The 13,726-nt window shown below is 71.8% G+C and carries 16 protein-coding genes; 10 read left to right on the top strand and 6 right to left on the bottom strand.

Annotated features, from left to right (window positions below; all coding sequences use genetic code 11):
• Nucleotides 1-156: 156 nt before the first annotated feature.
• The 5 genes from CLV67_RS13535 to CLV67_RS13515 all read left to right on the top strand — a co-directional run bounded on the left by CLV67_RS13535 (nt 157) and on the right by CLV67_RS13515 (nt 4,447).
• Entirely contained in the window at nt 157-1,158 is a 1,002-nt protein-coding gene (locus CLV67_RS13535) for a chemotaxis protein CheB (RefSeq protein WP_239166094.1), read from the top strand.
• Nucleotides 1,159-1,209: 51 nt separating this feature from the next.
• On the top strand, nt 1,210-1,890 hold the full coding sequence (locus CLV67_RS13530; RefSeq protein WP_106318022.1) for a hypothetical protein: 681 nt from the start codon (nt 1,210-1,212) through the stop codon (nt 1,888-1,890).
• A gap of 98 nt (nt 1,891-1,988) precedes the next feature.
• Nucleotides 1,989-3,173: a M20 metallopeptidase family protein gene (locus CLV67_RS13525; protein ID WP_203736920.1), complete on the top strand. Its 1,185-nt coding sequence runs from the start codon at nt 1,989-1,991 to the stop codon at nt 3,171-3,173.
• 186 nt (nt 3,174-3,359) lie between these two features.
• A complete protein-coding gene (locus tag CLV67_RS13520; protein WP_239166093.1) occupies nt 3,360-4,223 on the top strand; it encodes an FAD binding domain-containing protein in 864 nt (287 codons plus the stop codon).
• Nucleotides 4,214-4,447, top strand: coding sequence for a 2Fe-2S iron-sulfur cluster-binding protein (locus CLV67_RS13515; protein WP_106318018.1), 234 nt, complete (start codon nt 4,214-4,216; stop codon nt 4,445-4,447). Before CLV67_RS13520 ends, CLV67_RS13515 begins: the two co-directional genes overlap by 10 nt.
• 61 nt (nt 4,448-4,508) lie before the next feature.
• On the opposite strand, the gene CLV67_RS13510 is transcribed toward CLV67_RS13515, so the two are convergent.
• Together CLV67_RS13510 and CLV67_RS13505 are read right to left on the bottom strand one after the other, a co-directional pair.
• A complete protein-coding gene (locus CLV67_RS13510; RefSeq protein WP_106318016.1) occupies nt 4,509-5,639 on the bottom strand; it encodes a chymotrypsin family serine protease in 1,131 nt (376 codons plus the stop codon).
• A 73-nt stretch (nt 5,640-5,712) separates the two neighbouring features.
• Nucleotides 5,713-6,057 carry a DUF1330 domain-containing protein gene (locus tag CLV67_RS13505; RefSeq protein WP_106318014.1) on the bottom strand — a complete coding sequence of 115 codons (345 nt, stop codon included), beginning with the start codon at nt 6,055-6,057 and terminating at the stop codon, nt 5,713-5,715.
• Nucleotides 6,058-6,152: 95 nt separating this feature from the next.
• Between CLV67_RS13505 and CLV67_RS13500 the strand changes: the two genes are divergently transcribed.
• Nucleotides 6,153-6,695, top strand: coding sequence for a GNAT family N-acetyltransferase (locus tag CLV67_RS13500; RefSeq protein WP_106318012.1), 543 nt, complete (start codon nt 6,153-6,155; stop codon nt 6,693-6,695).
• A 21-nt stretch (nt 6,696-6,716) separates the two neighbouring features.
• Entirely contained in the window at nt 6,717-7,301 is a 585-nt protein-coding gene (locus tag CLV67_RS13495; RefSeq protein WP_106318010.1) for a hypothetical protein, read from the top strand.
• 26 nt (nt 7,302-7,327) lie between these two features.
• Here the strand turns inward: CLV67_RS13495 and CLV67_RS13490 are convergent, their stop codons facing one another.
• Both CLV67_RS13490 and CLV67_RS13485 read right to left on the bottom strand, forming a co-directional pair.
• Complete coding sequence (locus CLV67_RS13490) at nt 7,328-8,401, bottom strand: hypothetical protein (protein WP_106318008.1); 1,074 nt, start codon at nt 8,399-8,401, stop codon at nt 7,328-7,330.
• 30 nt (nt 8,402-8,431) lie between these two features.
• A complete protein-coding gene (locus CLV67_RS13485) occupies nt 8,432-8,773 on the bottom strand; it encodes a PadR family transcriptional regulator (protein WP_106318006.1) in 342 nt (113 codons plus the stop codon).
• A 201-nt stretch (nt 8,774-8,974) separates the two neighbouring features.
• On the opposite strand from CLV67_RS13485, the gene CLV67_RS13480 reads away from it, so the two are divergent.
• Nucleotides 8,975-9,394: an ATP-binding protein gene (locus CLV67_RS13480; protein ID WP_106318004.1), complete on the top strand. Its 420-nt coding sequence runs from the start codon at nt 8,975-8,977 to the stop codon at nt 9,392-9,394.
• A gap of 138 nt (nt 9,395-9,532) precedes the next feature.
• Here CLV67_RS13480 and CLV67_RS13475 read toward each other — a convergent pair whose 3' ends face one another.
• Nucleotides 9,533-10,561: a DUF418 domain-containing protein gene (locus tag CLV67_RS13475; protein ID WP_106318002.1), complete on the bottom strand. Its 1,029-nt coding sequence runs from the start codon at nt 10,559-10,561 to the stop codon at nt 9,533-9,535.
• A gap of 155 nt (nt 10,562-10,716) precedes the next feature.
• Between CLV67_RS13475 and CLV67_RS13470 the strand changes: the two genes are divergently transcribed.
• Together CLV67_RS13470 and CLV67_RS13465 are read left to right on the top strand one after the other, a co-directional pair.
• Entirely contained in the window at nt 10,717-11,859 is a 1,143-nt protein-coding gene (locus CLV67_RS13470) for a sensor histidine kinase (RefSeq protein WP_106318000.1), read from the top strand.
• On the top strand, nt 11,856-12,497 hold the full coding sequence (locus CLV67_RS13465; protein WP_106317998.1) for a response regulator: 642 nt from the start codon (nt 11,856-11,858) through the stop codon (nt 12,495-12,497). The genes CLV67_RS13470 and CLV67_RS13465 overlap by 4 nt, the downstream gene beginning before the upstream one ends.
• Before the next feature lie 44 nt (nt 12,498-12,541).
• Here the strand turns inward: CLV67_RS13465 and CLV67_RS13460 are convergent, their stop codons facing one another.
• Nucleotides 12,542-13,600 carry an MsnO8 family LLM class oxidoreductase gene (locus CLV67_RS13460; protein ID WP_170153832.1) on the bottom strand — a complete coding sequence of 353 codons (1,059 nt, stop codon included), beginning with the start codon at nt 13,598-13,600 and terminating at the stop codon, nt 12,542-12,544.
• Between the last annotated feature and the right edge of the window lie 126 nt (nt 13,601-13,726).

Raw genomic sequence — 13,726 nt, 5'->3', positions numbered from 1 at the left:
ATACCGGCGTTCCCCACGGGCGGGCCCGGGTGACGCCGGCCGTCACCACCGAACCGGACGTCGCGGCCGTCTGGCGCGGAAGCGATCACGTCCGGGGCGTTTGCCGGGCTGAGCGACGGGAAAGCGGCCTGCTCCAGGAGAGGCGGTCGGCTTGTGATGCGTCGCGATGTGGTCGTGATCGGCGGGTCGGCGGGCTCTCACAAACCGCTGGCGCAAGCACTGGCACGGTTGCCGGCCGACCTGGCGGCCACCGTCCTGGTGGTCCTGCACGTGGCACCCGGAGGCCGTTTCGCGCTGGCCGACTCCCTCGCCTCGTCGTGCGCGCTGCCGGTTCTGGCCGCCGCCGACGGTGCCCGGCTGGAGCCGGGACGGGTCCACGTGGCGGTACCGGACCAGCACCTGCTCCTCGACGAGGGCGATCTGCTGCGCCTCAGTGACGGCCCGCGTCAGAACCGGGTACGGCCCGCCGTCGACGCGCTGTTCCGCTCCGCCGCCCGGTGGTGTGGCCCGCGCCTGATCGGCGTGGTGCTGTCGGGCAGTCTCGACGACGGTTCGGCGGGGCTGGCCGCGATCGCCGCCGGAGGAGGGCTCGCCCTCGTGCAGGATCCCGCGGAGGCCCGCTTCCCCGGCATGCCGACGGCCGCTCTGCGCGTCGTGCCCGACGCGACGGCTCTGCCGGCGATCGAACTGGGGGAGACGATCGCCGAGCTCACCGGCAAGCCGGTCACCGCCGAGGACCGGCCATCGGACCCGCTGATCTGGGAGACTGACATGATCGCGTACGGCGCCTCGAAGGTCCTCGACCGCGGTGTGCCCGCCGGGCTCGGATGCCCGGAATGCCGGGGTGGCATGCACGTGGTGCGAACCGGACTCGCCGCCCACTACGTCTGTCACGTCGGCCACTCGTTCTCGCCGCAGTCGCTGCTCGCGATCCGCGACGACGACGTCGAGGGGGCGATGTGGACCGCTGTCAGCTCCCTGCAGGAGAAGGCCATGATCCTCGACGAGCTGATGAGGCAGGCGGACACTGCCGGTGACCCCGACGCGGCGCGGGCGTTCCGGGCGGAGTCCGAACGCGCCGGCCGCGCCGCAGCTCTACTGCAGGAGCACGTGAACCGCACCATGACGCCCGCGGCCCGGCGAGGGGCCGGGACCTGATCGCCTGAAAGATCCACCGCTGTTCATCCCGCGGTCATCCCGACGGTCTGCATGATCGACCGGACATCGACCAAGGTGGTTCCCGGAACGTACGTGACCTACTACGGGGAGATCACCTTGACCGTACGCATCGGACGGCTGCGCGCCGCGTTCGCCGCGCTCCTGGCCATCGTCGCCACGCTCGCGACGCTGGGGACGGCCACTCCGGCCCAGGCCGTCTACCCGGCCAACGGCTGGTACATGCTCGTCAACGACTACTACGACGGCTTCAACGACTACACGTACTGCCTGAGCACCAACGGCACCGACGTCGGATCCAACACGCACGCGGTCTACCTCGCCCGCTGCAACGCCGCCACGCCGGCCCAGTGGTGGTACTCGCAGAACACCTCGCGAACCGGCCTGGACGACAAGTACCTGGTGAATTACCAGAACTTCGGCAACAAGGTGTGGGAGCTCAGCCAGAACGGATCGAAGGCGTACACCGCCCAGGTCAGCGACTCCTCCACCCACGAGTGGGACCTCGGCGACTCCGCCACCACCAACGGCCGGCGCCTCGTGCAGGCCTGGTCCGGGAGCCAGCCGTCGCTGAGCGCCTCGCACAACAACCCGAACATCGCCGGCACCTTCAACGTGTACGTGACCGACGGCGCCACGGTGGCCCAGCACTTCTGGCGTTTCGAGCGCCTCGGCACCCGGCCCACCTGCTCGCCCTGCGGCGCGGCCCGGTAACACGTGTCCATGGAGCCGGGTCGTCCGTCACCGGACGGCCCGGCTCCGCGCTGGTATTGGTGGTGCGGGAAATCGACGGATGTGAGCAGGATCTACCGGTGACGAAACTTGACGACGAACTGATCGAGCTCCGCCGGGAGATCCACCGTCACCCCGAACTGGCCGGCGAGGAGCGTCAGACGGCCGGGCTGGTCGCCGAGCAGCTGCGCGCCGCCGGGCTCGACGTGGCGACCGGTGTCGGCGGTCATGGAGTCCTCGCGGTGCTCGACGGTTCCGCGGACGGGCCGGCGGTGGTGTACCGGGCGGACATGGACGCCGTGGACGCGGAGCGAGCGGTGCTGCCCTTCTCGTCGGGCCGGGTCTTCGACGAGGACTTCGCCTCGCGCGTTCCCGGCATCGGCCACCTGTGCGGGCACGACCTGCACACCGCCATCGGGGTGGGCGTAGCCCGTACGCTCGCTGAAAGCTCTGATCAGTTGTCCGGCCGCGTGGCTTTCGTCTTCCAGCCGGCCGAGGAACCACTGCAGGGCGCGCGGGCGATGCTCGGCACCGGGCTGGTGCAGCGTCTCGCCCCGCGCGAGTCCTACGCGCTGCACTGTGCCCCGTTCCCGGCCGGCACCATCGCGGTGTCTCCCGGATACGGTCTGCCCGGGCTGGACCACATCCGTATCGTGCTGCCGGGCGGGGACGACGCGGCCGTTGCCGCCATCGCGTCCGACGTGGCGCACCTCGGGAACGTCGAGTTCCCGCAGAGCCTCGCCGAATATCACGCGCGCTTCCACGCCGTGCTGGACCCGGAGATCGCCGCCACGATCCAGGAGTCCGTCTCCGCCGGCCAGTGGACCGACGCCACCTCCGACGGACGGCCCGTGGCCAACGTTCTGCTGCGCGTCTGGCCACAGGAGAGAATTCCCGATCTACGCGTACGGCTCGAGCGGCTCGCGGAGAAGGCCGGCGGACACGTGGAGTACCCCGCCGATCCGTTCCCCGCGATGGTGAACTCGGCGGAACTCAGCACGGCGGCCGGTCGGTACCTCAGCTCGGCGCTGGGGCCCGAGTCCGTCCTGTGGGCGCGGGCGTCCTGGCCGTACAACTGCGAAGATTTCGCGTTGTTCCTCAAGGAGGCGCCGGGCGCGATGTTCTATCTCGGCGTGGCGAACGCCGGGGCCGGCATGAACGGCGCCCCGCACACCCCGGACTTCGCCGCCGACGAGAGGGCGATCGGCCACGGTGTACGCGCCATGTCCACTCTGCTGACCCACCGGCTGACGGCCTCCCACTGAGACGACCGCTGCGGCAGGATCGCCGATCGATCGTGGACTGCGTCCCCGTACCATGGGCCGTCACATTCCGCGACGCTCACGCGGGTGACACCGGCGACCGGGCCGATGTCCTCTTTAGAGTGGCGAGGTTTGAAAAGGCACCCAACGATCCATACATCGTCGGCAGACCTGGGAAGGGACGGTGCGGTGGGACCCGCTGACGTGGAATACATCGCGGCGAAGACGGTCGACGAGGTGCTTGTCGCGCTCGCTGACGGGGGAACATCGGTGCTCGCCGGGGGTCAGAGCCTGGTCCCGGAGGTGACACGGCCCGGCGCCCGGCCGTGCCGGCTGGTGGACATCAACCGCGTCGAAGGGCTCGACACGCTGACCGAGACGGACGGGCACCTGCGGGTCGGGGCGCTGATCCGGCACCGGGCGTTCGAGAACGACGAGGTCGGCGGGCCCTTGGGCGAGCTGTTACGTGTCGTGGTGCGCCACATCGGGCATCCACCCATCCGTGCCAGGGGAACGATGGTCGGCAGCCTCGCCTTCGCGCATCCCGCAGCGGAGTGGCCGTCCATGGCGGTGACCATCGGCGCCCGGCTGGTGCTGCACGGGCCGGAGGGGCGCCGTACGGTGCCGGCCGGAAGCTTCTTCACCGCGCCGTTCACCACCGCCCGCCGGCCCGAGGAGCTGCTGGTGGAGGCGCAGCTGCCAGCGCTGCCCGAGGGCACGGGCATCGGCTATGCCGAGGACCGGCGCGCCGGCATCTATCCGCAGGCGGCGGTGATGGCGGCGATCACCGTGACCGGCGGGGTGGTCAGTGCGGCACGGCTCTGCCTGGTGAACTCCGGGCCATTCCCGGTACGGGCGACCGCGGCCGAGAACACCCTGCTCGGCACCACATACTCGGACACAGCCGTCGCCGCAGCCGCGCAAGCCGCGGCGCACCAGGACACCGAACGCCTCGACGACGACGCCCACCAGCCGCGACAGCGGCGAGCGTTCCACATTCTGACCCGCCGCGCGCTGCGCCAGGCGCGGGAAGGAGCCGGTCGGTGCGGGTAACGCTGACCGTGGACCACACCCGTCACGACCTCGACGTCGTTCCCGGCCGCACCCTGGCCGACGTGCTCACCACCGAATGCGGTGCCACCGGATGCCACGTCGCCTGCTCCGACGGCACCTGCGGCACGTGCGCCGTGGTGGTCGACGGCGTCGTGATCCGTGCGTGCCTGATGCTCGCCGTGCAGGCCACCGGCGCACGCATCACCACAGCCACGGTCGTCTGAAGCACCTGCCCCGATGAGCCGGCCGGGCGGTCGGAACCGCCCGGCCGGCTGCGAGGAGCCGTCAGTCGGTGATCCAGATGCCGTAGTCGCGGGTCGCGGTGCCGAAGTCCTGGAATCCCAGGATCGTGTTGTTGCCGACGTAGGTGTAGTTGTTGATGCCCTTGGCGATGGCGTTCCCGCTGGCCGACGGTCCGAAAACCGGGCCGCCGCTGTCACCGCCGCGCACCGCGGGACGGCCGTCCACCTGCCGGGCCTCGACGGCGTCTCCGGAGTCGGTGTTGAACTTCTCGACCCGCAGGCCGCAGACCGGACCGCCGGTGTCGCGTGCCGAGGAGCCCCCGGACTGGCACAGGTACTCGCCGGGGAACACCCAGTCCCAGCCCTCGACCGTGGTGACCACATTGCTGTCCAGGCCACCCATGTACATCACGTTGTCGGCGCCGGACGGGGTGTGGATCAGCGCGATGTCGTGATCGTCGCGGTCTCCGGTGAACGTGCCGATGAACTCGCCGACGCCGTCGCGGATCTGGTTGCCGTTGCTGCCGCAGTGCCCGGCGGTCAGGATGAACTCCGCCTCGGAGTTGCGGACCGCGAAGCCGGTGGTGCAGCGGGAGTTGCCGTTGATCTGGTCGGCGCCGCCCTTCCACTGCGGCCAGTCGTCGCGGCGGCTGGTCAGGACCTTCACCCCTTGGTCGACCACCTCGACCGGCACCCCCACCTCAGGGACCTGCGCCGTCATGAAAGCGACGTCGACGACCACCCGGCTGCCGTCCACGGCGTACTTGATGCGCGGCTTGCCCGCGGCCAGAGAACCGCGGAGCTGCGCTCCCGCCGCTCGCAGCTCGCGCAGTGAGTGGGCGGCCGTTCCGATCTGGACGGGGGCGGTACGCCGCGCGGTGTCCACCGCCCGGCGGACCGGGGCCGGCACGGTGCCCTTCCACCAGAGAACGACCCGGTCGTCCTGGAGCTCGATCCCGGCGTAGCCCTGGTTCGCGCCCTGGTCGAGGATTCGGCGGATCGTTCCGGCGGCCTGGACCAGCGGGATCTGCCGGCGTGCCTCGGCGGGGAACTCGAACCTCTGCGGGGCCGGCTGTGGGGTGGCCGGCCGCGCGGTGGCGGGTGCGGGGGCGCTGGTGATGATCAGCGCGACGGCGATGCCGAGAGCGGCGCCGAGACGCCTGTTGTCGTTCATACGGTGGTTCCTCTCCACGTGGGGATGGATGAGCCGCAGATCGACGACAGTCTATAAGTAAAGGTTCCTAAAATCAGGTGCCGGGAGCCGCTCGCATGGCGGCGGCGGTCTCGCGGGCGTCGTAGTCCGGGCCCACGCCCTCGGCGAGCACCACGTTCGCGCCGATGTGATCGGTCCGCAACGGCAGGATCTTCTGGTACGCCGCGGACGTGTACCAGTCGTGGGCGGCCCTCATGTCCGGGAAGGAGAGCATGACCAGCGCGCCGGGCCACTCGCCCTCCACGACCTCGACGGCCGTGCCGTGCACGAGGAAGCGACCGTCGTACGGCTTCATGGTGTCCTGGATCTGCTCGATGTAGGTCAGCACATCGTCGTGGTCCGACAGGGTGTGCAGATGAGCGACGGCATAGACGGTCATGGTGGTCCTTCCGGTGTGATGGTCCGCCTGATCGTGTCGCGGCCCCGCCGCGGTGACGATTACCCGCGAGGTAAAGGCGCCGCGACAATCGAGCGATGATCGAGCTCCGCACCGAGCGCCTCCTGCTGCGGCAGTGGCGAGATGACGACCTCGACGCCCTGGCGCCGATGTACGCCGATCCCGAGGTGATGCGCTACATCCGGGACGGTTCCGTGCAGAGCCGGGAGGAGACCGCCGCGCATCTGGACCGCATGCGGCAACACTGGGACGAGCACGGCTACGGCCTGTTCGCGGCCGAGCTGATGGCGACGGGGGAGTTGACCGGCTGGGCCGGGCTGGCGGTGCCGTACTTCCTGCCCGAGGTCATGCCGGCCGTGGAGATCGGGTGGCGGCTGGGACGCTCGTTCTGGGGTGCGGGGCTGGCCACCGAGGGCGCGCGAGCGGCTCTGCGCTTCGGGCTGGTCGATCGAGGGCTGGAGCGGCTGGTCAGCATCCGCCAGGTGGAGAACGTGCGCTCGGCCCGGGTGATGGAGAAGATCGGCCTGACCTTCGACCGGCGGACCACCGTGCCCGGCAACGGCCGGACGGTCGACGTGTACGTGATCACCCGGGAGCGGTACGTGCACGGACGACTGTGACCGGGCGGCTACGGTGGTCGGATGTCTACCAGACTGTCCCCTGCGGAATGGGTACGGCGGCGCCGGGCCGACATCGTCGACCGGCGGCTCGAGGTCGCCGGCGCGCGAGCGTTCGGCCGGCTCGACAGCCTCGGCGAGAGCTGGCACATCGTGGACTGGTCGGAGACCGGCCTGTCGCGCCGGCATGACGAGTCCGATCCGCTCGGCGCCCGCGCCGGGTTTCTGGCTGTCGGACCCGGCGGAGTGTATGCGGTCACCGTCGCCGATCAGGGACTCTTCCGGGTCCTGATCGTCGGCGACGTCGTGCAGATCAACGGCCGGCGGTGGGGGTACGTCGCCGAGGCCAGGCGGGCCGCCGATCGCGCCGCCACCGCGCTCTCCGCCGCGGCCGGAGCCACGGTGCCGGTCGTCCCGGTCCTCGCCTTCACCGGCGTGGGCGCCATGAGCACCAACGGCGTGCCCACCACCTGTCTGGTCGTCACCGACCGCGAGCTGGACAGGGTTCTCACGTCCGGTGGTCACCGGATCAGCCAGGCCACGGCCGCCCGCCTCGCGAAGATCGCCAGGGACTGCGCCCCGGCCGTCGCCCGGTCCCCGGAGCCGTGACTCGACGCCGGCCGGCCCCGCCGTGATCAGGCGATGCGGGACGTGCGGGCGTTCTCGCCGCGGGGCCAGAGGCAGCCGACGATGATCGCCACGATCGGTATGAGGGAGAGGATCGCCAAGGGCTGGGCGCCGAAGAACACGAACCCGCCCCAGTACACCGACGGGCCGGTCCCGTTGCGGTGGGTGCTGGCCAGCAGCGAGCCGGTGCCGGTCGGGATGTTTCCCAGGCAGGCCGGGGTGAGCATCAGCAGCGTGGCGACGCAGAGCCGCGAGTACCACCGTTGCCGGCCCGGGCCGTAACGGCGCATGCGGTGTGCGGTGCCGAGCCCGAGCAGCGCCCCGAGCAGGACGCCGGCCAGGCCGCCGAGGATGGTGTCGCGAATATGGCCGGGCGGTTCGGCCCACATCAGATCGACGCTCAGGGTGGCGGGGTTGACCGCGTCACCCGAGAAGGCCTGCACCGTGGCCAGGTACCCGTCGCGGGTGCCCGTCACCTCGGCCAGGGCCGACGGCGAGACCTGTGACCCGTACCGGTCGATCGTGGTTCTCACGTCCTGCCAGCCCTGGGCCCGCATCTGCCGCTGGACGGCGGCGGTGAGCTCCTCGAGGCGGCCCTGTGGCGGAACCTTGCCGGTGACGGTCGCCCGTCCGGCCCGGAGCCCGGTGCCGCCCTTGAGGCTGCCGTTGCTGTTCGGGTTCCAGAAGGTGTGCCGCCCGTAGTATTCGACCTTGCCCTGGGCGGGGACCGGCAGGGCCGTACGGGCCAGGCTCATCGCTGTGGCCTTGTCGGGTGTCATCGGGTCCACGCTGCGCCACGCCAGCCACGAGCCGAGCGCGATGCCACCCAGGCCGCCCAGCACGGCGGCGATCACGGCGACGACGACCGCCCGGCGTCCGACCTCGGCGACGCGCACGCTCAGACCGTGCCGGAGCAGGTGGGCGACCTCGCGGGCGGCCGGCCGCGACCGGCCGGGATCGGCGGCGTCGAGCAGCGTCACGAGGATCTCCGGGCCACGGTCACGCCGGTATTCCCGCGGGTAGGCGAGCAGCCAGCGACGGTACCCGCGCTCCAGGCCGGTGGTGTCGGTGTCGTCGGGCATCGGATGTCCTTCGATGGTCATGGACGGCGGTCAGGCAGGCTCGGGAGCGGCGGCCGGGCCCGCCCGCCGCAGCCGCTGGGTGACCATCCGCGCGTCGCGCCGCATCTGCTCGGCCTCGGCGGCCAGCGCGGAGGCGCCCGGAGTGGTGAGCCGGTAATAGCGACGGAGCCTGCCGTCGATGGTCTCCTCGCGGTCGACCTCGATCAGGCCCTCCTCGGCGAGACGGTCGAGTGCCGCGTACAGCGTGCCGGCGGCGAGGCGAACCGTGCCGGCGGACAACCGCGTCACTTCCTTGATCACCGCATAGCCGTGCAGCGGTTCCACGGCGAGCGCCGACAGAATGAGAAAGCTCGGTCGCTGCATGCCTGCCATGGCGGTCAATATACAGTTGATCGGGCTATCGGCAACATGGTCATGCTGCGGATACTTCGGCCGCATGTCGTCCATAGGGTCCGCTGCCCTCCCCGGAGCGTTGGGTGCACGGGCGCCTGTGTGGTTTCCTTTGACCTGGGCGACGGGTCATCCGACGCACCCGTCGTTGTCGTGGCGCAGTGCTAGGTGGCGGGTGCCGGGATGTCCACTCTGACCGCACACTTCGATGTGCCGATCGGTCCTGATTCACCACGGACCTGCCGCAAAGCGGTCGTCGGCGTGCTGATCGTGTGGGGCTACGCCGACGATGCGTGGGCCGAGGATGTCGCCGTGGTGGTCAGCGAACTCGTGACCAACGCCGTCCAGCATGGATCCGGCTCGGTGGTGCTGGGGCTCGAGGCGTACGGGAATCAGGTGATCGTCTCGGTCGCCGACGGCTCCTCCGTCCTCCCTCGCCGCCGGGACCCGGACAGCCGTGGCGGGCGCGGGTTGATGCTGGTCGAGGCGCTGACCCACCGCTGGCACATCGAGGAACACGAGGGCGGCAAACGCGTACGGGCCGAACTGCGGCCCTACCCGGACCTTGACGACCCGGCCCTCCGAGTCGGCACGGTCAGGTGACCGAGGCCCTGACCCGGACCCGGTCCCGAACCTTCGTCATCGACGCCGTGGACCTCGGCCTCTGCGAGTCCTCCGGTGCCGGGGCGCTGACCGGTACGCCCGGCGCCTGACGCCGGCCAGCGCGACCCGAGACGAGGCCTACCGCTCGGCCGAGACGGCCGGCCGGCGGCGGATCGGGGCGCGTTGCCACCAGGTCAGGCAGCGCCACGCCCACTCGGCCGGTCCGTACCGGAACGCGCGCAGCCACAGCACGCTCCACACCGCCTGAACGGCGATGATGGCAACGGTCAGGCCGATGATCCGTGGCAGGTCGCCGGTGTCGTCGATGCCGATCGCCGGACCCGCGAGCAGGAACAGCACGGTCGCGCCGAGATAGTTGGTCAGGGCCATCCGGCCCATCGGCGACAGCACCGCGGACAGCGCCGGGCCGGCCGGTGTGCGCAGCAGCAGGAGCAGCCCGCAGCAGTAGGCGAGGCCGGTGACGATGCCGGCGAGCGGGCCGAGCAGGCTGACCCCGCCTCCGGGGCCGCCGGTCACGTTCACGAACGGCGGATCGACGCCGCGCAGCGCGAGCACGATCCAGGCGACGGCCAGGGCGGTGCAGACGGCGAACGTGATCGCGATGCGTCCGGTGTGACGCTCCAGGCCCGCCGGGACTCCGAGAGCGGCCAGGGCGTAGCCGAGGGCGAGCAGGCCGGGGATCGGGCCGAACCCGACGACGAGCTGCGCCCCGACGAACAGCAGCACGACCGCCACCACCAGCGCGGTGCGCCCGCCGGCGAAACTCAGGGGCAACAACACGATCAGACCCGCCAGCGCGTACGCCGTGAGTGCCTCTCCGGGATGGAAGAGGAAGTGCACGACGCCGATGACCAGCAGGATCACCAGCCGCCGGGCCAGCACGACCCGCGGCCGTGCGGTCCGGGTGGCCGCGCGCCGCAGGAAGATGCCGAACCCGATGCCGAACAGGATCGAGAAGATCGGGTAGAACCGTTCGTAGAACAGCAGCTGCACCGCGATCGGCATCCGCGGGGCGGTGCCGGCGGCCTGCCCGCCGAAGACCACCTGCTGGTAGATGTTGATGATCAGGATGCCGCAGAGCGCGAAGCCGCGCAGTGTGTCGAGCGCGTCGATGCGTGGCCCCGCGGTGGACACGTCCGCCGTCATCTGGCCGCCTTCCGGGTCGGTGGGTCACCCCCATCGACGTCAGTCAACCCGGCACTGCCCGGCCACCGGGCCCGGCCGCGACCATCGTCGGGGGTGGGAAGCGACGAAAGTCGTGGCCCGGTTGCGCTGCCGCGAGGTCCTACTACGCTTCGGCCATGGGGCTTGCGACCGCCGTCGACGTGCTCGTGACGGTGGTGGCCGCGGCTGCCGGGGTGACCCTGGAGCTGAGCCGTCCGGCGGGCAGCACGCATCTGATCGCCGCTCCGGTGTGGGTCTACGTGGCCGCCCAGGTGGCCGCGGCGGTCCTGCTGCTGATGCGCCGCCGGCGCCCGTACACCATGGTCCTGATGATCGCCATGATCAGCATCGTCGCGCCGGCGTGGGCCGCGCTGCCCGCACCCTTCGCCGTCACCGCCCACGGTGGTGAGCCGCGCCGGCGCCAGTGGGCGGTGATCGCCGTGCTGACCGTGGCGTTCCTCGCCGGCGCCCAGGCCTGGACCGTCGCGGACCCGTTCTCCGCGCCCCTGGTGATCCTGTCGTCGGCGCTGCTCGGACTGTACGTCCGGGCCCGCCGCAACCTCGCCCGGGCCCGCAGCGACCTGGTGGCGGAGCTGACCGAGCGGGCCGAGCGGGCCGAACGCGAGCGGCTGCTGCTCGCCGAGCGGGCGCGCGCCGACGAGCGGGTCAGGCTGGCCGGGGAGATGCACGACGTGGTCACGCACCGGATCAACCTGATCGTGCTGCAGGCCGGCGCGTTGCGGGTGAGCACCGCCGATCCGGCCGCACGGGCCGCGGCCGAGGAGATGCGGGTGGCCGGGTGCCAGGCGCTGTCCGAACTACGTGACCTGGTCGGGGTGCTGCGCCGGGGCGAGGACGCGACGGACGTCGCCGTAGAACCCGGCCTGGCCAGGCTCGTGGCCGACTCCCGGGCGGTCGGCCTTCCGGTGCGGCTGGTGGAGGACGGTGATCCGGCCATGGTGGCGCCGACGGTCCGGCGGACCCTGTTCCGGCTGGTGCAGGAGTCGCTGACGAATGTGCACAAGCACGCGCCTGGTGCGGGGGCCTGCGTGGCCGTGCGGTACGCCGCCGACGGTGTGCACGCGACCGTCTCGAACACGCCCCGGCTACGCGTGCCCGACCCGGATCTCGCCGGGGCCGGCGGCGGCAGCGGCCTCGACGGGCTGCGCCGGCGGGTGGAGGTGGTCGGCGGCACGCTGACGGCCGGATCCACCCCCGACGGTGGCTTCGCCGTGTCGGCGACCCTGCCGATCTATGTGCCGACGGCGGCCCGCGGATGACCCGGGTCGTGCTGGTCGACGACGAGCGCATGGTCTGCGCCCACCTGCGGACCATCCTGACGGCCGCCGGTCTGGAGGTCGTGGGCGAGGAGTACGACGGCGCCGGCGCGGTGGCGGCCGCCGCCCGGCTGCGGCCCGACGTGATGCTGATCGACCTGCGGATGCCCGGCGTCGACGGGCTCACCGCGATCGAGCGCATCGCCACGATGCCCCGGCCCCCGCGGATGGTCGCGCTGACGACCTTCGACCTGGACGAGTACGTGCTGCGCGCGCTGCGTGCGGGCGCTGTCGGGTTCCTGGTCAAGTCGACCTCACCGGAGGAGCTGGCCGACATGGTGCGGGTGGCCGCGGCCGGCAACGTCGTGCTGTCACCGGTGGCGGCGCAGCGGCTGACGGCCGGCGCCGGGCCGCGCCGCAGTGCCCGGGACGTGTGCGCCAACCTGACCGAGCGGGAGCGCGAGGTCCTGGAGGGTCTCGGTGAGGGCTGGTCGAACCACCGGATCGGACGCCGGCTGCACCTGTCCGAGGCCACCGTGAAGGGCCACGTCTCGCGGCTGCTGGTCAAGCTGGACTGCGCCAACCGTACCGAGGCGGCCCTGCTCGCGCGCGAGGCCGGCCTGCGACCCGGCCCGCAGTGACCCCGGCGGCTGTCGCCGGCCCGTGGGACGAGCAGAAGCCAGACCTACCGCGCGTGATCGGGTTCCGGCAGTTGCAGAGCCGGCAGCCCGACGCCTGGGTGCGCCGGCGGGCGGGCGAACAGTGCGGCCAGCTCGGCGTCCGAGGCGGCGAGGGCGGCGCGGTCGAAGGTGCTGCCCGTGGCGACGAGCTCGGCCGCTCCGGTGCGGTCGAGCAGCTCGGCGAGTGCGCTCCCCACCCGGGCCGGCGTGCCGGTGATCGCCGCGGCGGCGGTCTGGTCGAGATATCGCTGCTGGCGCGGCGTGCGGCTCGCGGCGCGGATGACGTCGACCGGTTCCAGGGGCGGGAATTCCCCGGTCGTACGGCTTCGTGCCATCGCCCAAGCCTCGGGCAGGAGCAGGTCGGCGGCTTCGGCGGCGGTGTCGGCGACCAGCACGTCCACACTGATCGCCACCCACGGCTCCGGTTGCTGTGGCGAGGGCCGGAAGGCGCGCCGGTATCCGGCCAGCGCCGCGAGCCCCGGCTCCGGGTCGCCGCCGATCCCGAGCAGGGGGCCACCCACGATCACCGGTAGCCCGAGCCCGGCCGCCACGCCCAGGCCGGTTCCGGTGGCCAGCACGTACAGCGGCAGGGGTGCCGGCGGTCGTGGGTGCAGGGTGATCTCGGCGGTCCCGGTGAGGAATTCGCGCAGTTCGACGATGTCGGCCGAGAAGTCGCCGTCGGTCTGCCGCAACGCGCGGCGTACCGGTGCGGTGAAACCCGGTGACCGGCCGAGCCCCAGGTCGACCCGGCCGGGCGCGAAGGCGGACAGTGTGGCGAACTGCTCGGCGACGACGAGTGGCTGGTGGTGGGGCAGCATCACGCCGGCCGAGCCGATCCGGACGGTCGTCGTCGCGCCGGCGACGGCCGCCAGCAGCACCGCCGGTGCGGATCCGGCGATCCCGGGAACCCCGTGGTGTTCGGCGACCCAGAACCGGTGGTACCCGAGCCGTTCGGCGTGGACCGCTCGGGCGACCGTGCCCCGCAGCGACGCGGCCTCGGTCTCACCGGCACGGGTCCGGGACCGGTCCAGCAGAGACAGGCGCGGTGGGTGGTCGATCACCACAGGTCCAGCGTCACCAGGGCCGTGCTTGTTCCCCGGGCTGGGAGCGTGAGGTGTTACGGTTCGTTCGGCACCGATCGGAACAGAAGTCGTCACCTCGGTGCCGCATGCGCGGTGAGGCAGCGGGGG

The organism is Actinoplanes italicus (genome assembly GCF_003001815.1).
Taxonomy (GTDB): Bacteria; Actinomycetota; Actinomycetes; order Mycobacteriales; family Micromonosporaceae; genus Actinoplanes; species Actinoplanes italicus.
Note: the sequence above shows the minus strand (reverse complement) of the source record. Positions and strands in the feature narration are given on the sequence as shown.